Annotated in this window: 17 protein-coding genes; 7 read left to right on the plus strand and 10 right to left on the minus strand. The window is 70.6% G+C overall.

Features of this window, described 5'->3' with window-relative positions; genetic code table 11:
• Window positions 1–14: 14 nt before the first annotated feature.
• From BKA15_RS02970 to BKA15_RS02980, 3 genes are read right to left on the minus strand one after another with little or no spacing between them, the layout of a single operon-like run.
• Window positions 15–920: a carbohydrate ABC transporter permease gene (locus tag BKA15_RS02970; RefSeq protein WP_218871036.1), complete on the minus strand. Its 906-nt coding sequence runs from the start codon at window positions 918–920 to the stop codon at window positions 15–17.
• The gene (locus BKA15_RS02975; RefSeq protein WP_179748025.1) at window positions 907–1866 is read right to left on the minus strand and encodes a carbohydrate ABC transporter permease; all 960 of its coding nucleotides are present in this window, start codon (window positions 1864–1866) and stop codon (window positions 907–909) included. The genes BKA15_RS02970 and BKA15_RS02975 overlap by 14 nt, the downstream gene beginning before the upstream one ends.
• Window positions 1867–1872: 6 nt before the next feature.
• On the minus strand, window positions 1873–3156 hold the full coding sequence (locus BKA15_RS02980) for an ABC transporter substrate-binding protein (RefSeq protein ID WP_179748026.1): 1284 nt from the start codon (window positions 3154–3156) through the stop codon (window positions 1873–1875).
• Window positions 3157–3345: 189 nt separating this feature from the next.
• Between BKA15_RS02980 and BKA15_RS02985 the strand changes: the two genes are divergently transcribed.
• Window positions 3346–4398 carry a LacI family DNA-binding transcriptional regulator gene (locus tag BKA15_RS02985; protein WP_179748027.1) on the plus strand — a complete coding sequence of 351 codons (1053 nt, stop codon included), beginning with the start codon at window positions 3346–3348 and terminating at the stop codon, window positions 4396–4398.
• 515 nt (window positions 4399–4913) lie between these two features.
• Here BKA15_RS02985 and BKA15_RS02990 read toward each other — a convergent pair.
• Window positions 4914–5846, minus strand: a complete 933-nt coding sequence (locus tag BKA15_RS02990; RefSeq protein WP_179748028.1) for a tetratricopeptide repeat protein — start codon at window positions 5844–5846, stop codon at window positions 4914–4916.
• Between the two features lie 99 nt (window positions 5847–5945).
• On the opposite strand from BKA15_RS02990, the gene pgm reads away from it, so the two are divergent.
• Window positions 5946–7574 carry a phosphoglucomutase (alpha-D-glucose-1,6-bisphosphate-dependent) gene (pgm, locus tag BKA15_RS02995; protein WP_179748029.1) on the plus strand — a complete coding sequence of 543 codons (1629 nt, stop codon included), beginning with the start codon at window positions 5946–5948 and terminating at the stop codon, window positions 7572–7574.
• Window positions 7575–7581: 7 nt separating this feature from the next.
• On the opposite strand, the gene BKA15_RS03000 is transcribed toward pgm, so the two are convergent.
• Window positions 7582–8439 (minus strand): phosphotransferase family protein, encoded by an 858-nt coding sequence (locus BKA15_RS03000; protein WP_179748030.1) that lies wholly within the window; start codon window positions 8437–8439, stop codon window positions 7582–7584.
• Window positions 8440–8533: 94 nt separating this feature from the next.
• Between BKA15_RS03000 and BKA15_RS03005 the strand changes: the two genes are divergently transcribed.
• From BKA15_RS03005 to BKA15_RS03025, 5 genes are all read left to right on the plus strand, one after another.
• On the plus strand, window positions 8534–9850 hold the full coding sequence (locus BKA15_RS03005) for a sigma-70 RNA polymerase sigma factor region 4 domain-containing protein (RefSeq protein ID WP_179748031.1): 1317 nt from the start codon (window positions 8534–8536) through the stop codon (window positions 9848–9850).
• A gap of 83 nt (window positions 9851–9933) precedes the next feature.
• Window positions 9934–11136 carry an inorganic phosphate transporter gene (locus tag BKA15_RS03010; RefSeq protein ID WP_179748032.1) on the plus strand — a complete coding sequence of 401 codons (1203 nt, stop codon included), beginning with the start codon at window positions 9934–9936 and terminating at the stop codon, window positions 11134–11136.
• A complete protein-coding gene (locus tag BKA15_RS03015; RefSeq protein ID WP_179748033.1) occupies window positions 11136–11393 on the plus strand; it encodes a hypothetical protein in 258 nt (85 codons plus the stop codon). The genes BKA15_RS03010 and BKA15_RS03015 overlap by 1 nt, the downstream gene beginning before the upstream one ends.
• Entirely contained in the window at window positions 11393–12256 is an 864-nt protein-coding gene (locus BKA15_RS03020; protein ID WP_179748034.1) for a P1 family peptidase, read from the plus strand. The genes BKA15_RS03015 and BKA15_RS03020 overlap by 1 nt, the downstream gene beginning before the upstream one ends.
• A gap of 595 nt (window positions 12257–12851) precedes the next feature.
• Entirely contained in the window at window positions 12852–13283 is a 432-nt protein-coding gene (locus BKA15_RS03025) for an endonuclease domain-containing protein (RefSeq protein ID WP_179748035.1), read from the plus strand.
• A gap of 80 nt (window positions 13284–13363) precedes the next feature.
• Here the strand turns inward: BKA15_RS03025 and BKA15_RS03030 are convergent, their stop codons facing one another.
• Genes BKA15_RS03030 through BKA15_RS03050 form a run of 5 tightly spaced genes read right to left on the minus strand, consistent with a single transcriptional unit; the run spans window position 13364 to window position 19262 of the window.
• A complete protein-coding gene (locus BKA15_RS03030) occupies window positions 13364–15040 on the minus strand; it encodes an NAD-binding protein (protein WP_179748036.1) in 1677 nt (558 codons plus the stop codon).
• Entirely contained in the window at window positions 15024–15959 is a 936-nt protein-coding gene (locus tag BKA15_RS03035; RefSeq protein ID WP_179748037.1) for a T3SS (YopN, CesT) and YbjN peptide-binding chaperone 1, read from the minus strand. The genes BKA15_RS03030 and BKA15_RS03035 overlap by 17 nt, the downstream gene beginning before the upstream one ends.
• A 46-nt stretch (window positions 15960–16005) precedes the next feature.
• Window positions 16006–16965, minus strand: a complete 960-nt coding sequence (locus tag BKA15_RS03040; protein WP_179748038.1) for a hydroxymethylglutaryl-CoA lyase — start codon at window positions 16963–16965, stop codon at window positions 16006–16008.
• 39 nt (window positions 16966–17004) lie between these two features.
• A complete protein-coding gene (locus tag BKA15_RS03045; RefSeq protein ID WP_179748039.1) occupies window positions 17005–17946 on the minus strand; it encodes an AEC family transporter in 942 nt (313 codons plus the stop codon).
• A 44-nt stretch (window positions 17947–17990) separates the two neighbouring features.
• Window positions 17991–19262, minus strand: a complete 1272-nt coding sequence (locus tag BKA15_RS03050; RefSeq protein ID WP_218871037.1) for a nucleoside permease — start codon at window positions 19260–19262, stop codon at window positions 17991–17993.
• Window positions 19263–19662 lie beyond the last annotated feature (400 nt).

The following is a 19662-nucleotide window of genomic DNA, read 5'->3' on the forward strand; positions in this document are numbered from 1 at the left end:
GAATCTCCTCGTGATCATTTGATGCCCGCCGTGGCGAAGCCCTGGACGAAGTAGCGCTGGCCGATGATGAACAGCAGCACCATGGGTACGGTGGCGAGGGTGGTCCCGGCCATCAGGAACGCCCACTGGGTGGCGTTCTCGGTCCGGAACACCGACAGGCCGACCTGGATCACCCGGAGGCTGTCCGACCTGGTCACCAGCAGCGGCCAGAGGAAGTTGTTCCACGAACTCTCGAACGTGAGCAGCGCGACCGTGATGAACGCCGGCTTGATCAACGGGCTCATGATCCGGGCGTAGATGCCGAACTCGCCGAGGGCGTCCAGCCGGGCCGCCTCCTCCAGTTCCACCGGTAGGTCGACGTAGAACTGCCGGAACAGGAACACCGCGAACGGCGTCACCGCGCCCGGGATGATCAAGGCCCACCAGGTGTCCAGCCAGCCGGTGCCGCCCTGGCCGAGGATGTCGTTGCCGCCGAACAGCGGCATGAACCGGACGATCAGGAACTCCGGGATGATCTTGGTGTAGGTCGGGATCATCAGGCAGGCGATGAAGCCGAAGAAGATCACGCCGCTGCCGCGGAACCGCAACCGGGCCAGGGCATAGCCGGCCATCGAGGCGAACGTGAGGTTGATCACCGTGTGGCTGAGCGCGATCACGAACGAGTTCCGGGCGTAGGTCGGGAACGGCGCCGCCCGCATCGCGTCGGCGTAATTGCTCCAGGCCCACTCGCCGGGCAGCAGCTGCGGCGGTACGGCAGCGATCTCGGCCGGTGTCTTCAGCGAGGTGAGCACCATCCAGACGAACGGCACGATCATGATCACGCCGATCATGATCAGGGCCAGATAGAGCGCGGCCCGGGCCGGCACCGGGAGCCGGGCGGGATCGGTGCCGCGCCGCTGCCGTACCTCACGAACCGGCATCGGCACTCCTGGTCAGTCGGCGGTTGGCCAGCGTCAGCAGGGCCAGCACAACGAACAGGATCAGCGACTGCGCGCAGGCGTACCCCATCCGGAACTCCCGGAAGGCGGACTTGTAGATCTCGTACGTCATCATCGTCGTGGTGTTCGCCGGCCCGCCGTCGGTGAGGATGTAGATCTGGTCGAAGGACTGGAACGCACCGATCACCGAGGTCACGAAGACGAAGAACGTGGCCGGCCGGAGCAGCGGCACGGTAATCGAGAAGAACTGCCGGAACCGGCTGGCGCCGTCCACCGACGCCGCCTCGAACAGCTCACGGGGCAGTCCCTGCAGGGCGGCGAGGTAGATCAACATCTTCAGCCCGATCCCCTGCCAGATGCCGACGACGATCACCGCCGGCATCGCGAACGTGGTCGAGGACAGCCAGTTGACGCCGGACAGGCCGAAGAACGACAGCACCGCGTTGGCCAGGCCGTTGCGCGGCTCGTAGATCCACAGCCAGACCAGCGCCACCGCGATCGTCGCGGTCACCTGGGGCAGGAAGATCGCGGTCCGGAACACGGCCCGGCCGCGCAGCCTGGTGTTGAGCATAACGGCGATCACCAGGGCGACGGCCATCGCCACCGGCACCGTGAAGAACGCATAGACGGCCGTGTTCGCCATCGCCCGCCGGAACACCGGGTCGCCGAGCGCCTCGACGTAGTTGTCCAGGCCGATGAAGCGCGGCGGGGTTAGCACGTCGTAACTGGTCAGCGACAAGATCAACGCCGCCACCACCGGAACGCCGATCCAGAGCAGCGCATGCAGCAGGGCGGGGGCGACCATCAGCCAGCCGGCCCGGTGCCGGGCCCGGACGGCGCCGGATCTGGTGCCGCGCCGTCTGCCCGGACGTCCGCCTCGCTCGGGCGCGGCCGGCGGATCGGCCGCCGTGGCCGAGATCGTGGCCATCGGCGATCAGCCCAGCCGGCCGATGGCCTCGTTCGCCACGCCGGCCAGCTGCTCGATCGCCTGCTGCGCGGACTGCTGGCCGACCACGGCCGATTCCAGGGTCGGCTTGATCTTCTCCCGGATCTCCATCCAGGCCGGAGTGCCACCCTCGGAGAAGGCTTGATCAAGATTGCTCAGCGCGAAGTCGACGAAGGCGTTGCCCTTCACGTACTCGGAATCGGCCAGTTCCGCCATCCCTGGCACCGCACCGCGCTGCTCGCAGGCCGGCAGCACCACATCGGGCGATCCGAGGAACTCGACCAGGGCCCGGGCAGCGGCCGGATGCTTGCTGCTCGCCGACTGCGCCACCAGGGTGCCGCCCTGGAACAGCGCGGGCCGGGTCCCGGTCAGCACGAACGAGCCGATCCGGTCGTCCTCGATCAACTCCGGATTCTCTTCCTCGAGGTTGATCCAGAGCGAGTTGTTGACCATCATCATCGACGCCGTGCCCTGCTGCAGCGTGCTCGGCTGTCCCTGTGCCGTCTTCAGGTCGAACGAGGCCGAGCCGTCCGCGACCAGGTCCAGGAAGAACTGCAGCGCGCCGACTCCGGCCTCGCTGTTGAACAGGACCTCCCGTCCGTCGGCCGAGAACAGCTCACCGCCGCCGGCGAACAGGAACGTCTCCCAGCACTGCCGCAGATCGATCGAGAACGGGTCCAGCCCGGCCCGGGTCAGCCTGCCGCCCTCGTTCCGCGCCAGTTCCTTGGCGGCCGCCCGGAGCTCCGCGAAGTTCTTGGGGGTCTCGGTGATCCCGGCCTCGGCGAAATGATCTTTGCGGTACGCGACGAACCGGGTGTCCAGCACAATCGGCAACGCGTACAGCTTGTCGTCGAAGCGGGACGGCCTGAGCACGCGTTCCTGGTAGTCGTAGCGGGTGCCGAGTTCGTCGGGCAGCGGTGCGATCGCCTTCTTGAATGCGAACGGCTCGACCCAGCCGACGCCGAGGGTGAGCACGTCCGGCATCAGCCCGCTGGCCAGGCCGGTGGTGATCTTCTCGTTCAGCGCCGAGTAGTTGGTGTAGTCGACCTTGACCGTGACGTCGGGGTGGCTCTCCTTGAACTTCGGCAGCAACTGACCCTCGAGGGTCTCCTTGCCCGTGGCGCCCTCGAAGATCGCGGTCAGGAAGGTGATCTCGCCGCTGGCCGGGCCGTCGGCCGAACCCGTCGTTCCGGTCCCGCTGGAACAGCCGGCCGCGGTGCCGAGGGCGCCGAGTCCGAGGGCCGCCAGCAGGGTCCGCCGGGAAACATCCATGATCGTCTTCTCCTCATCGAGACCACCCCGTGGGTGCGGGCGCTGCACCCGGGCTCCTGCACCGCGGCTCTCCTCGATCCTGGTGCAACGATGCACTGAGACTAGACACGGATTGACAGAGGAGTCAATGGGGATAGGGTGATCGTGCCGCGAATCGTTGCACCATGATCAACGGGAGGAGGGTCTGCGGTGAGTGATGTCACGATCAAGGACGTGGCGACCGCTGCCGGCGTCTCGCCGAGCACGGTGTCGAACCTGCTCAACGGCCGGGCGCACCGGATGCTGCCGGAGACCCGGCAACGGATCGAGCGGACGATCAAGGATCTCGGCTACCGGCCGAACCGGGCCGCGCGCCAGTTGCGCACCGGCCGGTCCCAGGTGATCGGGCTGGTGGTGCCGTCGGTCGGCAACCCGTACTGGGGTGCGTTCGCGCGGCACCTGGAGTCGGCCGCCCTGGCCGAGGGCTATCACGTGCTGCTCTGCAACTCCGAGCGTGACCCGGACCGGGAGCGGCAGTACGTGTCGGAGCTGCTGTCCGACGGGGTGTTCGGGATCGTGCTCTGCTCGTCGTTGCCGTCGCTGGAGCACGTACTGCCGCTGGTTGATCAAGGTCTGCGGCTGGTCGCGTTCGACCGCAAGGCCCAGGCCGGTGACCCGGCTTCGCTGGTCAGCATCACCGTCGACAACGCGATCGGCGGCGAGCTGGCCGGTGATCATCTGGTCGGGCTGGGCCATCGGCGGATCGCGTTCGTGTCCGGCGCCCTGCGCAGCATCAACCGGCAGGAGCGCCTGCGCGGCTTCCTGGCCGCGCTGTCCCGGGCCGGGATCGGCGAGCAGGACGTGCTGCGCTGGACCGGGAAGGGCGATGATCAACTCGGCGACGTCGAGGCCGCCGAACTGGGGACCCGGGCCGCCGCCGCGCTGCTGGGCCGCCGGAACCGGCCTACCGCGATCTTCGCGATCAACGACATGACCGCGCTCGGGGTCTGCCGGGCCGTCCGGGACGCCGGGCTCGAGGTCGGCCGGGACGTCTCGGTGATCGGCTTCGACGACATCGTGCTGGCCGACCTGTCCTCGCCGCCGCTGACCACGATCCGGCAGCCCCTCCCCGACCTCGCCGCCGCCGCCTTCACCGAACTCCGGCTCCGCCTCGACGACGCCACCGTCCAGCCGGGCCGCTCACTGCTGTTCCGGCCCGACCTGGTCGTCCGAGCCTCGACTGCCCCCGTCCCCGGCAGCTGAGGTTGTGGCCGAAGTCCCCGCTGTGGCTGATTTGGGCTCGACGCAGCCGCGACCGTTGCACCCATCCGCGACCGCTGCAACGGTCGCGGACACGAGAAACGGTCGCGGATCCACACCGCGCCTGCCGCCACGACCACGAGCGCGCAGCCGCGCATCGCGCCGCGAGAAGCGCCGGCCGGAACGCGCCCGGACCGCACGCCCGACGCAGCCGCGACCGCTGCACCCATCCGCGACCGCTGCATCAGTCGCGGACACGAGAAGCGGTCGCGGCTGATCGCAGTCGAGCCCGGCCTTAGCCGCGAGAAGACTCCGGCTGCCGGACCCGAGCCCGGCCCACGCGATGCCGCAGGGCACTCGGCGACCGCTCACTCGATCCGCGACCTTTGACTCGGTCGCCGACATGACGTTGATCATCAGCGAGCCGGCTCCAACCCCTCCCACCGACCAGTCAATTCAGCAGCGACACGCCGCAAAAAACGCTGCGTTCGTGACCGGTCGGCGGTGTTTGAGGGGGGTCAGAAGAGGGCGGCCATCAGGTTTCGGCGGGCCTTCTGGACTCTCGGGTCGGTGTTGCCGATGGTTTCGAAGAGTTCCAGGAGGCGGAGGCGGGCCTGGTCGCGTTCGTCGCCGCTCCGGCGCTTGACCTGGTCGATCAGGCGGGCGAAGGCCTCGTCGACCTGGCCTCCGACCACCTCAAGATCAGCGGCGTCCAGGTGGACCTGGAGGTCGGCGTCGGGTGCCGCGGCGGCGGCCAGGACGACGTCGGCGGACGTGTTGGCGGTCCGGGCCAGCAGGCCTGCCTGCGCCTTGCCGGCCTTCGCCTCGGCGTCGGCCGGGTTGGCCGCGAGCAGTTTGTCGAACTCCTCGACGGCGGCGGCGAAGTCGCCGCGCTCCAGGGCCGCGTCGGCGGCGGCGAACCGGGGATCGGGCTCGTCCTCGGCACCGTCGTCGACCGGTCCGCCGACGGGCTCGGCCCGGCCCACGATGCCGTTGGCGACGGCGGCCTTGACCAGCTGGTCCAGCGCGGCCCGTACCTGATCGGCGGGGATGACGCCCTGGAACAGCGGCACCAGCTGGCCGCCGACGACGCCGACGACGGTCGGCACGGCCTGCAGGCCGAGCTGCTGGGCGAGCTGCGGCGCGGCGTCGACGTTGAGCCGGGCGATCAGGTATTTCCCGCCGGCTTCGGAGGCGGCGGCGGCGAGCGCGTCGGACAGCTGCTGGCCGCTGGAGACTCGGGGCGAGTAGAACTCGACGACGACCGGGTGCTGCAGCGAGGGCCGGATCACCTGCGCCTCGAAGGTCTGCTCGGTGACCTCGACGACATAGCTGCCGCCCGCCTTCGCGCCGGGGGATCCGCCCGGTCCGCTCGCGGCCCGCTGCTTGGCCTGCTCGGCCAGCTGGGACAGGTCGACCGCACCCCTGGGGTTGAAGCTCGACGAACTCATGGGCCCATCCTGTCAAAGCCGGCGCCGGGACGGTGGCAAGGGTCCGGAACGCGCGGTCCGATCTGATGAGTGGGGCCGATCTGCACCAGAATGGCGTGCATGGCGCACCCACGAGCCGGTCAGCCGGCACTCCCCGAAGACCTGATCGACGTCGACGCCGTGATCACCGCCTATTACGACCGCCGGCCCGACCCGGACGACCCGGCGCAGCAGGTCGTCTTCGGCACCTCGGGTCACCGCGGCGCCAGCCTCGACACCGCGTTCAACGAGGCGCACATCGCGGCGACGACGCAGGCGATCGTCGAGTACCGCAAGGCGCAGGGCGTGACCGGGCCGCTCTACCTGGGCAAGGACACCCACGCGCTGTCGCTGCCGGCCTGGCAGACCGCGATCGAGGTGCTGGTCGCCGCCGGCGTCTCGGTCCGCTGCGAGGGTACGGACGAGTACACGCCGACCCCGGCCGTGTCGCGGGCGATCGTCGTGCACAACCGCACGGCGGACAGCGCCGAGGCGGACGGGATCGTCGTCACCCCGTCGCACAATCCGCCCCGGGACGGCGGCTTCAAGTACAACCCGCCGCACGGCGGGCCGGCCGACACCGATGCCACCAAGGCGATCGCGGCCCGCGCCAACGAGCTGCTCCGGGATCCCGGTTCGATTCGCCGGGTCCCGTTCGCGAGCGCGTACCAGCAGGTGGAGCGGTTCGACTACGTCGGCCGCTACTGCGACGACCTGGCGAACGCGCTGAATCTCCCGGCGGTCCGGGAGGCCGGGCTGCGGCTCGGCGCGGACCCGCTCGGTGGCGCCAGCGTCGGCTACTGGGGCTACCTCGCCGAGCGGCTCGACCTCGACCTGACGGTGATCAATCCGGCGGTCGATCCGCGCTGGGCGTTCATGACGCTGGACACCGACGGCAAGATCAGGATGGACTGCTCGTCGCCGGCCGCGATGGCCTCCTTGATCAAGAACCGGGACGCGTACGCGATCTCGACCGGCAACGACGCCGACGCCGACCGGCACGGGATCGTCACGCCGGACGCGGGGCTGATGAATCCGAACGCCTACCTGGCCGTCGCGATCTCGTACCTCTATCGGAACCGGCCCGGCTGGAACCCGGACGCCGGGATCGGCAAGACGCTGGTCTCGTCGTCCATGATCAACAAAGTCGCCGAGTCGTTGGGCCGGCGGCTCGTCGAGGTGCCGGTCGGGTTCAAGTGGTTCGTCGACGGGCTGCGTTCGGGCGGGATCGGGTTCGGCGGCGAGGAGTCCGCGGGGGCCTCGTTCCTGGCACTGGACGGCAGCACCTGGACCACCGACAAGGACGGCATCCTGCTCGCCCTGCTGGCGGGCGAGATCACCGCGGTGACCGGCCGCTCCCCCAGTGAGTTGTACGGGGAGCTGACGGCGGAACACGGCGCGCCGGCGTACGCCCGGATCGACGCGCCGGCCGATCGGGACCAGAAGGCGAAGCTGGCCAAGCTGGACGCGTCGGCGGTGTCGGCCACCGAACTGGCCGGGGAGAAGATCACCGGGATCCTCACCTCCGCGCCCGGCAACGACGCGCCGATCGGCGGCCTCAAGGTGATCACCGAGTCGGCCTGGTTCGCGGCCCGGCCGTCCGGCACCGAGGACGTCTACAAGATCTATGCGGAATCATTCCGCGGCCAAGATCATCTTGCCGAGGTGCAGCAGGCCGCCCGGGAAGTCGTCTCGGCCGCGCTCGGCTGAGCGTCGATCAGAACCCGACGGAGCGCAGCACCGGGTCGAGCGGCCGGTGCTCGACCAGCGCGTCGCAGACGAACTCCAGGGCACCGACCAGCCGCGCGCCCCGAAGATCGAGAACCCGGCCGGTGAGTTCGGCGTAGCTCTCCATGATCAGCTCACCCAGGTCGGCCGGGTCGTGCAGCAGGTAACGCAGGTCGCTGGCCGGGTTGCCGTACTCGACGCAGGAGAAGTCCCAGACGCCGGCCAGGGTCCCGGTCGGGTGATCGAGGACCAGGTTGCCGAAGTGGAAGTCGCCGTGCAGCACGGCCGGTCGCGCCTCCGGGCCGGCCAGCTCGGTCTCCTGGTACGCGACGAGCAGGCGCCGCAACCGGTCCCGGTCCGAACCCGGAAGGGTCGGCAGGGCCTCCTCGAGTTCGCGGACGACGGCCTGCGGGTCCTGGGTCCCGATGCCGAGTTCGGCCCGCTCGGCCGCGTCGAACCGGCGGTGCATCGCGACCAGGAACTCGGTCAGCGACCGGGCGGTGGCGCGGCGCACGGCTTCCGGAGCGGTGCGCAGGGCGGCCGAGTCCGGGGTGGCACCGACGATCGTGCGGTAGGCCGCGAACTCCGTCCGCCGCCCGGTCCAGGCGATCTCCGGTGTCCGGGCCGGCAACGTCCCGGCCAGCCGGTTCAAGATCGCCAACTCCCGACGATAGGCCTCGGCCCCCATCCGCGGGAAGCGGTAGATCCAGCCGTCGGCGGTCTTGATCACCGCGTTCTCCCAGCCGACCAGCAGTTCCGCGCCGGGCAGGTCAAGATCGCGGTCCTCGGCCAGGACCAGCTCGGCGAGCTCGGGCAGGGTACGGGTCTCGGTCAGCGGTGACGGCATGCCAGGGACGGTAGCCAGCGGGCTCGCCGGGCGACACCGATTTTCCGGCCTCGTACGGCTGCGGATCCGGCCCGAGTCTGCCAAAGTCGCGTCCATGAGCGACCCGGACCTGGACCGGCTCGCCGAGCTCGCGGCCTGCCTGGCCGGTGACTCGGCGGTCGACGTCCTGGCCCGGGTGCTGCCGAGGCCGGCCGGCGAGGACCTGCCCGAGACACGGGACCGGCTGGTCCGGGCCGCGCTCGATCTGCCCCGGGGACCGGTGATCGTGGCCGCCGACGACGCGACGCCGTCGATCACCGGGTGGCTGCGCCGCCTCCCGGTGGCCGACCGGGTGCTGCTCACGCTCCGGTACGGGGAGCGGCTGGCGCCCGCCGAGCTGGCCCGGATCCTCGGCCAGCCCGTGACCCGGGTCGAGTCCCGGTTGGCCGCCCTGGCGGCCGAGGTGCCGCCGCCGGCGGAGGCGTACCTGACCTATGGGTTGGACCGGCTCGCCGAACAGGCGCCCAGCCCGGCCGCCGTACGACGAGCGGTCGAGACCCGGCAGCGCGTGCAGTCGCAGCGGCGCCGCGCGCTGGTCTCGCTCGCAACCGTCGCGGCGCTGATGTTGATCATGGTCTCGTACGGCGCCGGTGCGTTGCGGTCCTACACCTCCCAGACTGCGGGAGGCGACGGCGGTCTCCAGCTGCGCCACCGGGTCGATCCGCCACCCGGCTGGCGGGTGCTCGCCACCCACCTGTCCCGAACCGTCGCGACGACCACCCTGCAGAGCGACGCCGGCCTCCGCTGCTGGGTCACGGTGGGCGGGGCGATCGGCATCCTGGGACCGGCCCGGGAGGTCATCGTCCGCGGCGAACCGGGCATGATCTCGGACTCGGAACTGAGCTGGTTCGCCTCCCCCGGGCCGATCGCCATCCGCTGCCACCAACCCACGGAGCGCGACCTGCTGCTCCGGCTCGCCGACGCCATTCGGTTCGAGTCGAGCGAGTTCCGTACCCCGATCGGGTTGTCCGGGGTGCCACCGATCTTCGGCGGCCCGACGCTCGACCGGACCGAGAACGCCGACGGTGCGACGCACCAGCTCACCGTCGGCCGGTACGACTTCCACGTCGGCCTGACGGTGCCGCCCGACCCCCGGGACGTGCGGACCTGTCCCTCGATGGGCACTGCTCCGCGAGCCTCCCGCTACGACTCCGCGGAACCGCGGGTCGCCGGCACCGTGAGGCAGTTGCTGCGCACTCCGGACGGCATCGTCTGCGCCGCCCTGCACTGGTACGTTGCCGAGCCCAGTCAGGACCAGCGCGAGCGTGCCCGCCGGCAGCTGGACCAACTCGCGAGGCACGTCATCCTGGCCGCCGACCCGGCCGATCCGGCCACCTGGCTCGACGCCGAGACGGCCCTGCCGACCTCCTAGCCAAGGTGAACGCTCGGTGAACGATGAGCGGCTTTCACACGTCTGGTTCGACAAATTGAGGTGACAACCAGCACGATGTTCCCGTGCCCGTTGAGGTCTTGATCATCCTGGCGGTCGTCATCGTTACGGCCTTGGCCTTCGATTTCACCAACGGGTTCCACGACACCGGCAACGCGATGGCGACCACGATCGCCACCGGCGCACTGCGGCCGAAGGTGGCCGTCGCCGTCTCCGCGGTGCTGAACCTGGTCGGCGCGTTCCTCTCCATCGAGGTCGCGCTGACGGTCAGCAACAAGGTGGTCAACATCCAGGGCAGCGACGGCAGTCCGGTGGCCGGGCTGATGGGCGTGCCGATCCTCACCCTGGTCCTGGCCGGCCTGGTCGGCGGCATCCTGTGGAACCTCGCGACCTGGTTGTTCGGCCTGCCGTCCTCGTCCTCGCATGCGCTCTTCGGCGGCCTGATCGGCGCGGCGATCGCCGCCCTCGGCCCCGGGGGCGTGAAGTGGAACGGCGTCCTGGTCTCGGTGATCATTCCGGCCATCGCGGCCCCGCTGGTGGCCGGGCTGGTCGCCGCGGTCGGTACGAAGATGATCTTCCGGATCGTGGCCGGCCTGCCCGAGCAGCAACGCGACACCGGCTTCCGCTGGGGCCAGGTCGGCTCGGCCGGGCTGGTCTCGCTCGCGCACGGCACGAACGACGCGCAGAAGACGATGGGCGTGATCACGCTGGCGTTGATCGCCGCGGGCACCTGGACCGACCTGCACGCGGTCCCGGTCTGGGTCAAGGTCGCCTGCGCGCTGGCGATCGCGGCCGGCACCTACGTCGGCGGCTGGCGCGTGATCCGTACCCTCGGCAAGGGGCTGGTCGAGATCGTGCCGCCGCAGGGCATGGCCGCCCAGTCCGCCGCCGCCGCGATCATCCTGTCCTCCAGCCATCTCGGCATGGCGCTGTCCACCACGCACGTCGCGACCGGTTCGATCCTCGGCAGCGGGGTCGGCCGGGCCGGCGCAACGGTCCGCTGGCGGGTGGCCGGCCGGATGGCGATCGCCTGGTTGATCACCTTGCCGGCCGCTGGCCTGATCGGCGCGCTCTGCTGGTTCCTGGCCCACGCGATCGGCGGTGTCCCGGGCGTCGGGGTCGTCTTCGCGATCCTGGTGATCGCGTCGCTGCTGATGTACCTGAGGTCCCGCCGGGAGCGGATCCACCACGACAACGTCAACGACGTCTGGGTCGACGGTGTGCCGCCCGCGGACCACGACGACGTCGACTCGAAGCTGGCCGCCTGATGGACGTCATCGTCTCCTCCGCCCAGGCCCTCTGGCAGGTCGTCGCCGTCGGGCTGCTGCTCGGCGCCGGGCTGCCGGCCCTGTTCGCGTTCGGCCTCCGATTCTGGTACCGCGCGGGTCACAGCAGGGGCGCGGACGGCGTGATCACCCGGCCGCCGGGCGCCACGGCTGCGGCCGTCGTCTGTTTCAGCGTGGTCGCCCTGGCTACGCTGTTCGGCATTGTGGTGATCATCTTCGGCAACCAACTGTTCGGCTGATGGCGCTCGGCTTCGAGGAGGTACGGGTCGGCCACTGGACCGACCCGGTCGCCCGGACCGGCTGCACCGTGCTGATCTTCCCCGACGGCACCGTCGCCTCGGCCGAGGTCCGCGGCGGCGCCCCGGCCTCCCGGGAGCTCGAACTGCTCGCCCCGGAGCGGACCGTGGATCGGATCGACGCGGCCGTACTGACCGGCGGGTCGGCGTTCGGCCTGGCCAGCGCGGACGGGGTGATGCGATTCTGCGCCGAGCAGGGTCGTGGGGTGGCGACGCCGGCCGGCCCGGTGCCGATCGTGCCCACCCTCGGCCTGTACGACCTCATGATCGGCGACGCGTCCGTCCGGCCCGGGCCGGACCAGGGCTACGCGGCCGCGGCCTCGGCCACGCCCGACGGCGAGACGGACGGGCTGATCGGCGCCGGCGCCGGGGCCACCGTCGCCAAGATCACCGGCACGCCCCGGCCCGGCGGCCTGCGCTCGGCCGTCCTCACCTCCGGCGACCTGGTGGTGGCGGCGCTCTGTGCCGTGAACGCGTTCGGCTCGATCGACCACGACGGTACGGTCCTGGAGCGCGACCTGGAGCAGAGTGCCGCGGCGATCCGGGTCGCCGCGAGTTTCCTGGAGCAGGCCCAGAACACGACGATCGGCGTGGTGATCACGAACGCCCGACTGGACAAGCTGGGCTGCCTGGCCGCCGCCCAGGGCGCGCACGACGGGCTGGCCCGGGCCATCGCGCCGCCACACACCTCGGGCGACGGCGACGCGTTCATCGCCGCGGCCACCGGCCGGGTGGACGCGCCGGTCGACCTGGTCCGGCTGCTCGCCGTGGCGGCGGTCGAGCGCGCGATCCGTACCGCGCCTTAGCTGTCGCGATTCCTCTTCGGACGGGCCGTTGCCGCGTGGAAACACCGATTGCGGCTGATGCAAAGAGAAATCGCGACATCACCTGCCTGATACGGACAACACCTACCCCTGTGGACAACCGGGCCAGCACCGTCCGGTGCGCCGGATGCTCCTCAGATGACGACCAGCGACGAGATCCGACGGGCGCTCCACGAAGGTGGCGGTGCGATCAGGCTGCGCGACCACCGGACGATCGGCAGGACGATCCACCGGCTGGCAGCCAGGGGCGAGCTCAGTTCCCTGCTGCCCGGGATCTACTGCGCCGCCGAGGACGCCGACCGGATCGAGGTCCGGTTGCGGGCCGCAGCGCTGTGGGCGCCCGAGGCAGTGTTCACCGGACCGGCCGCGGCCTGGCTGAGCGGCTGGCCGGGCTACCCGGTTCCGGTGATCACCCTGTCCCGGCCGATGCGCCGGACACCCGCCCCCGGATTCCGGGTCAGCCAGGAACGACTGCCCGCCGAGGTGATCACCCGACATCGCGGCTGCTGGGTCACCGTGCCGGCGTTCACCGCGCTCGACCTCGTCGCCTGGGGCCGGGCATCGGGGCATCGACGAGGTGCTGCGGTCGGAAACGGTCACCGTCGACCAGCTCTGGCAGATGCTGTCGCTCACCCCGAAGCGGAACGGGAACGGCCTCCGCCGAGCCGCGCTGCTGGAATCCCGCAACGCGCCCTGGTCCGAGGCCGAGCGGCTGCTGCACCGCATTCTCCGGGAGGCGGGTTTCCGGGGCTGGGCCGGCAACGTGGAGGTCGCCTGCGCCGGCCACCGCTATCCCGTCGACGTGGTCTTCGAACGCGCGCGGTTGATCATCGAGGTCGACGGCTACGCCTATCACCGGGCGGAGAACCGGGACCAGTTCCAGCGGGACCGGCGCAAGTGGACCGAGCTCGCCGCGGCCGGCTGGACCGTCCTCCATCTGACCTGGGACCACCTGGTCTTCGACCCGGGCTGGGTCGTCGACCGGGTCCGTCGGGTGCTCGGGTCGTGATGTCGCGATTTCTCTTCGCACCAGCCGCACACGGCCGCTGCCACGCGGCAACGGCCCGTCAGCAGAGAAATCGCGACAGGTTAGGCCGGCGAGTCGGGGTCGGTCGGCGCGGTTCCGTTCAGCTGCTTGGTGGTCAGCAGCAGGCGGGCCAGGCCGGCGCGGGTCGCGGCGACGGCGATCCGGTCGCCGGGGCGGAGCACGGGATTGGTCAGCTGCCAGGTCCAGGGGCGCCCGGCCGGCGAGTACGCCAGCACCCGGCACGATCCGCGCTCCGACAGCGAGGCCAGCCGTCGGCCGGGGGCGTTGGAGCCGGGCTGGACGGTGACCTCGGTGAACAGCAGCACCCGGCGGCCAACCGGGAAGATCACCTCGCCGCGCCGGCCGAGCGCGGCGGAGGCGAACGCTGGCGCGGCGAGCATCGACACGCTCCGGGTCGGCCGCAGGCCGAGCCGCCGCTCGATCCGGTCGGCCAGTTCGTGGTCGTAGAGCCGGAGCACGACCCGGACGTCCGGATTCGCCTCCTTCGCGACCAGGCCGATCTCGAGGTTGGCGGCGTCGTCGTCGGTGAGCGCGAGCACCGCGTCGGCGCGGGAGATGCCGGCGGCCAGTTGTGCGGCCGCGTCGGTCGCCGGCGCGATGATCACCGGGATCTTGGCCTGCCGGGCCCAGAGCACGCCGGGCGCTCCCTCGTTGTGCTCGATCGCGACCACCGGCACCTGTCGCTCCCGCAGCCGACTGGCGACCGAGGTGCCGATCCGGCCCAGGCCGCAGACGACGACGTGGTGCCGGGGCCGGCCGCGGATGCCGCCGGTCAGCACGGCCAGCCGGGAACTGATCAGGGCGTCGACGATCACGGCGGTGATGCCCGAGGAGAGGACCAGGCCGAACAGCTGGATCACCACCGCCCCGAACCGGTAGCCGATGCTCAGGTCGTCCACCTCGAGCCCGGTGTCGGTCGACGCCGTCAGCGCCCGGTACAGCGCGGTCACCCAGTCCGAACCGGCCAGATGGAAGTAGAGCGTCGACAGGACGATCAGGATGACCAGGCCGAGCAGGACGATCCGGACCCGGCGGTCGAAGACGTACGTCAGCGCGCCGATCACCCCGGAGCGGCGGACGCTGATGTCCCGGTCGCCGATCAGCTCGGTGCCGAGCACCACGTCGCCGGTCGGCGGCAGGACGGCGTCGATGCCGTAGCCGGCGCTGTCGCCGAGCACCGCGAGCTCCGTACCACCGACTTCGGAGCGCGGCCCGGCGACGACCAGCCGGCCGCCGATCTCAAACGTCCGGGTCGCCGTGGACGCCAAGGCCGCCGCGACGAACGCCGGTGCCGCGAGTTCGGCCGAGGACAGCACGACGTGTTCGCCGAACAGCGGGCCGAGCCGCGAACCGAGCTCGGGGTTGTTCAGCTCGATCACCAGCCGTACGGTCGGGTTCAGCTCCTCGATGGCGAGCGCGACCCGGATCGCGAACACATCGTCGTCGCCGACGATCACGGCCGCCTTCGCCCGCTGGATGCCGGCCCGGCGCAGCTCGGCCGGCCTGACCTGCTGGCTCAGCTCGGCCTCGGCGCCGATCAGCTGCAGGTCGGCGACAACGCCCGGATCGGCGCTGCCGTGGACGATGACGATCACCCGTTCGCCCGCGCGTTCCAGCTCCTCGGCGAGCCGGATCGTGGTGCTGCTGGACCCGATGATCACCACATGGCCGGTCGCGCCCGCAGACGCCTGGTCGACCGGCTCAGCGAGTTTCGTCATGGTCGCCGAACGTGGTCCGCCCGCGCAGCCGGCTGGCCAGCTCGTCGTCGATCCCGTCCGCGACGTCCGACATGATCCGTACCGCCTGCCGCAGATGCGACGGTACGAACGGGCGGGCCGGGATCGACAGGCTGACGAACACCCGGTCCCGGATCAGCTGGAACTTGACCCAGCGCGCCTCGCTGTTGAGGTCGTTCAACACCTCCGACGCCCGGGAGCGACCGTCGACGTCATGCACCACGCTGGCGAACACGATGATCTCGCGGCCGTCGGTGGCGGTACGCAGGAAGACCATCGTCGAGCCGACCCGGATCGCCACGTCACCCTCGGCGTCGCGAATCGGCGGGTGGCCCAGCAGGTCGGTGAGCTCGGCGTCGATCAGTTCGTCCAGGTGTTCCCGGCTGCCGGGCAGCAGCGCGACCACCGACTCCGGCAGGTCGGCGACGTCGACCTCGGCGGCCGGCCGGGAGGTGAGCACCTCGGCCAGCTGATTCGGCGCCAGGAAGACCGGGTGCTGCACCCCGTACACGTCGCGCAGCGCGCCGACCGCGAGCCGGCTGATCTCCTCGGACTCGTCCTGCGGCCGGTCGGCCCAGAAGTTGGCCGAGCCGCCGGGCTCGGCCGACGGAGCGGACCAGCCGAGCTTCTCCATCGCGGCCAGCTGGTCCGGGCTCAGCTGGAACGTCTCGCCGAGGTTGGCGTTGCTCGCCGCCTCGGCCCGGATCTCCCGCGGCCGGTCGGCGTCGGCGGCCGAGACGAAGCTGACGAACGGCGGCGGACCACCGGCATCGGCCACCGTCCCGATCCTCAGATCCCCGGACTCGTCGATCATCGAGATCACCTCGGACAGCCGGTCGGTGAACTCAGCCCAGGCCTGGGCCGTGCTCCGATCGATGTCGAAGTCCTCGTAATCCGCCACTGGTCCCCACCTCCTCAGGCGAACCTATCCAATCAACCCACGGTGATCATCGAGCGGCCCGGGTGTTCTCAGCCGGTCCGGTCAGAGCTGCGACGACCCGAGACACCGGGGCCCGGCCCATCCGCTCCCCCAACCAGCGACTGACCTGGGCCAACGCCGGCAGATCGACACCGGTCCGGTAGCCGAGCCCGTGGAGCAGCCAGACCAGGTCCTCGGTGGCCAGGTTGCCGGTGGCTGACTTCGCGAACGGGCAGCCGCCCAGTCCGCCGGCCGACGCGTCGAACTCGGTGATCCCCTCGGCCAGGCCCGCGACCACGTTGGCCAGCGCCTGCCCGTACGTGTCGTGGAAGTGCAGCGCGATCCGGTCCCGGCCGACGCCGGCCCGGTCCACCGCGGCCAGCACGGCCGCGACCTGGCCGGCGGTGCCGACGCCGATCGTGTCGCCGAGGCTGAACCGCTGCACGCCGAGCTCGGCCAGTCGGGCCACCACGTCGGCGACCGCGCCCGGCTCGACCGAGCCCTCCCACGGGTCGCCGAAACACATCGAGACATAGCCGCGCACGCCCAGTCCGTCGGCCAGCGCCCGCCGGACCACCGGCGCGGCCAGCTCGATCGCACCGGCCCGGGTGGTGCCGAGGTTCTCCGCGGCGAACCGCTCGGTGGCGCTGACGAACACCGCGACGTCCCGCGCGCCGGCCGCGACGGCCCGGTCCAGGCCCCGTTCGTTGGGCACCAGCACGGGATAGCGAAGGCCCGGCTCGGCCAGGTCCAGCGCCGTCAGCACCTGGTCGGCGTCGGCCAGTTGCGGCACTCGCTTCGGCGACACGAAGCTGGTCGCCTCGATCGTCCGCAGCCCGCAGCCGGCCAGCCGCCGGATGAATTCGATCTTGGTCGCCGGGTCCACCAGGACCGGCTCCGCCTGCAGCCCGTCCCGCGGGCCCACCTCGTAGATGTCGACCCGGTCCGGCAGCCCGGCCATCGGGTACGGCGACGGAAACTCGGTCATGGCCGCGACACTACCTCCGGCAGACCACGCTCCCTGAAATCAGCCGAGCACGGCGGCGAGGATGGCGATCAGCGGGATGGAGCCGAGCGTGGACAGGAAGATCGTGTCCCGGGCCAGCACGATGCCGCGGTCGAACCGGACGGCATGGGTGAACACGTTCTGCGCGGTCGGCAGGCCGGCGATCACGGTCACCGCGAGCACGCCGAGCGGGTCCAGACCGAGCACGAACTTGGCCAGCAGGAACCCGACCAGTGGCTGCACGATCAGTTTGAGCGCGACCAGGGCGCCGATCTGGACCGGTGGTTCGCCGCGGCCGGGCAGCGGGCCGAGCCGCAGCGAGATGCCGTAAGCCAGCAGCATGGCCGGCACCGCCATCCCGCCGACCAGGTGCAGCGGGTCGTTGACCACCCGGGGCAGCTGGAAACCGGTCAGCGACAGGATCAGGCCGATCAGCGAGGCGATCATCAGCGGGTTCCGGAACGGCTGCCCGACCAGCCGGAGCAGTCGGCGGCGGCGGGACTGGTCGGCCTCCTCGGGCCGGGTGGTCAGGTCCAGGACGGCGATCCCAATCGGCTGCAGCACCAGCAGCTGGACCAGCAGCATCGGCGCGATCAGCGAGGCGTTGCCGAGGGCGTACGCGGCGATCGGCAGGCCCAGGTTGCCGGCGTTGACGTACGCGGCGGAGAAGATGCCGATCATGGTCTCGGCCCCGCTGCGGCGCCAGACCACCCGGAGCAGGATCAGGGCCAGCACCGTGGTGACCACCACGCTGCCGATCGACGCCGCCAGGTTGGCCGAGAACAGCGTGCTCACGTCGGTGCCGCCGAGCACCGTGATCATCAGCGCCGGGCTGGCGACGAAGAACGCGATCCGGGACAGCAGCACCTGCCCGGACAGGTCGACGATCTTGAAGTGGGCCAGGCCGACACCGAGGACGATGATCACGATGATCGTGACAAAGCCCTCGAGGACTCCCAGCACGTTCCACTCCTGACCCGGCGTTCCGAAACCGGGTCAAGTGTCTCCTATGCCGAGTCGGCGCCTTCCTTCGAGTCCCGGAACAGGAACCAGAACCCGACCAGCACCACGGCGGCGATCGCCGCCGGGATGAGCCAGATCTGGAGCCAGTTGTGCGACGCCTCGCCGGTCGCGAACGCGTCCACGATCGGGCCGGAGATCAGTGAGCCGATCAGCAGCCCGACGCCGTACGTCGCGAGCGTGATCAACCCCTGCGCCGATGCCCGCAGCCCGGGGCCCGCGAACCGGTCGGTGTAGACCTGGCCGGCCACGAAGAAGAAGTCGTAGCAGACGCCGTGCAGCAGCAGCCCGACGACGATCATCCAGAACAAGGCGCCCTCGTCGCCGAAGCCGAACAGGACGTAGCGGAGCGCCCAGGCCGCCATCCCGATCGCCAGCGTGATCTTGACCCCGAGCCGCTTCATCAGGAACGGCATCACCAGCAGGAAGGCGACCTCGCTCATCTGCCCGATCGTCTGCAGCCCGGCGGCGCCCTCGATGCCGATCTCGTTGAGGTACAGGTTCGTGAAGTTGTAGTAGAAGGCCAGCGGGATGCAGATCGCGATCGATGAAACGAAGAACACCGCGAATGTGCGATTCTTCAACAACGCAAGGGCATCCAGGCCGAGGATGTCGCGGATCGTGCGCTTCTCGCCGCGCCCCTCCGGCGGCGTGTGCGGCAGCGTGAAGCAGTAGATGCCGAGCAGGATCGCCATGATCGACGCCATCTTGAACGTCAGGTCGAGGCTCTTCGTCGACTCCCAGGCAAGGAAGCCGATCAAGAGCCCGGCGATGATCCAGCCGATCGTGCCGAACACACGGATCGCGGGGAACTGGGTCTCCGGGCTGTGCAGCTGCCGGAACGCCACCGTGTTGGCCAGTGCCAGCGTCGGCATGAACAAGATCATGTAGATCAAGATCACCACGAAGAACGGGCCGAAGTCGGTGATCAAGGACGCCACCCAGAGCAGCACGCCGCCGGCCAGGTGCAGCACACCGAGGATCCGCTGCGCCGGGAAGAACTGGTCGGCGATCAGCCCGACGATGAACGGCGCGATCACCGCACCGAGGGACTGGGTCAGGAACGCGAGCGCGATCTCCGCGCCGGACGCACCCATCTGCTGGGTCAGGAACGTGCCCAGCGTGACGAACCAGGCCCCCCAGACGAAGAACTCGCCGAGCATCAGCCCGGACAGCCGGACCCGGATGCCCATCGGCAACCGGCTGCCCCGGCCGGTGTCAGCCAGCTTCGGGACCTCGATCCCCTCCGCACCCGTCATGATCAAGCCCCTCTCGCAGCACCGCGATGATCTTGTGACTTGCGCCTCATCGTACCGGGAAGTTGCTCCTACGGCCGGTACTGCCGCCAGGTCCCCGGTACCGGAGTGTGCTCCAGATCACGTCGACGGTGCGTCAAAGGGCCGCCCACCAGGTGTCTAGCTCGATGAAGCAGGGCAACGGGCACTCACGAGGAGGGTGGTGTCGAGCGGTGGCCGTAGCGAGCAGGTGCGCGGGTGCGTGCCTCGGGGTGCGCGAGGCGTGAAGGGCTACCGGGCCGTAGCGCGAGCGGCTCGCGTGCCGCGAGGCGCGTGCCCGGGTGCCGCGCAGTAGGTCACCGTTCGACACCACGTTCCTATGCCCGGGCTGCGGGGCCCTGTTTCGTCCAGGCGGCGACTCATC

Origin of the sequence: Microlunatus parietis (assembly GCF_013407955.1) — a bacterium.
GTDB classification, from domain to species: Bacteria; Actinomycetota; Actinomycetes; order Propionibacteriales; family Propionibacteriaceae; genus Microlunatus; species Microlunatus parietis.

Excerpts from the sequence above, each read along its gene's own strand:
- BKA15_RS03030 (WP_179748036.1), bottom strand. The coding sequence starts at position 15,040 with ATGACGAAACTCGCTGAGCCGGTCGACCAGGCGTCTGCGGGCGCGACC.
- BKA15_RS03050 (WP_218871037.1), bottom strand. The coding sequence starts at position 19,262 with ATGACGGGTGCGGAGGGGATCGAGGTCCCGAAGCTGGCTGACACCGGC.
- BKA15_RS03020 (WP_179748034.1), top strand. The coding sequence starts at position 11,393 with ATGGCGCTCGGCTTCGAGGAGGTACGGGTCGGCCACTGGACCGACCCG.
- BKA15_RS03000 (WP_179748030.1), bottom strand. The coding sequence starts at position 8,439 with ATGCCGTCACCGCTGACCGAGACCCGTACCCTGCCCGAGCTCGCCGAG.
- BKA15_RS02990 (WP_179748028.1), bottom strand. The coding sequence starts at position 5,846 with ATGAGTTCGTCGAGCTTCAACCCCAGGGGTGCGGTCGACCTGTCCCAG.
- BKA15_RS02975 (WP_179748025.1), bottom strand. The coding sequence starts at position 1,866 with ATGGCCACGATCTCGGCCACGGCGGCCGATCCGCCGGCCGCGCCCGAG.
- BKA15_RS03005 (WP_179748031.1), top strand. The coding sequence starts at position 8,534 with ATGAGCGACCCGGACCTGGACCGGCTCGCCGAGCTCGCGGCCTGCCTG.
- BKA15_RS02980 (WP_179748026.1), bottom strand. The coding sequence starts at position 3,156 with ATGGATGTTTCCCGGCGGACCCTGCTGGCGGCCCTCGGACTCGGCGCC.
- BKA15_RS03040 (WP_179748038.1), bottom strand. The coding sequence starts at position 16,965 with ATGACCGAGTTTCCGTCGCCGTACCCGATGGCCGGGCTGCCGGACCGG.
- pgm (WP_179748029.1), top strand. The coding sequence starts at position 5,946 with ATGGCGCACCCACGAGCCGGTCAGCCGGCACTCCCCGAAGACCTGATC.
- BKA15_RS02970 (WP_218871036.1), bottom strand. The coding sequence starts at position 920 with ATGCCGGTTCGTGAGGTACGGCAGCGGCGCGGCACCGATCCCGCCCGG.
- BKA15_RS03015 (WP_179748033.1), top strand. The coding sequence starts at position 11,136 with ATGGACGTCATCGTCTCCTCCGCCCAGGCCCTCTGGCAGGTCGTCGCC.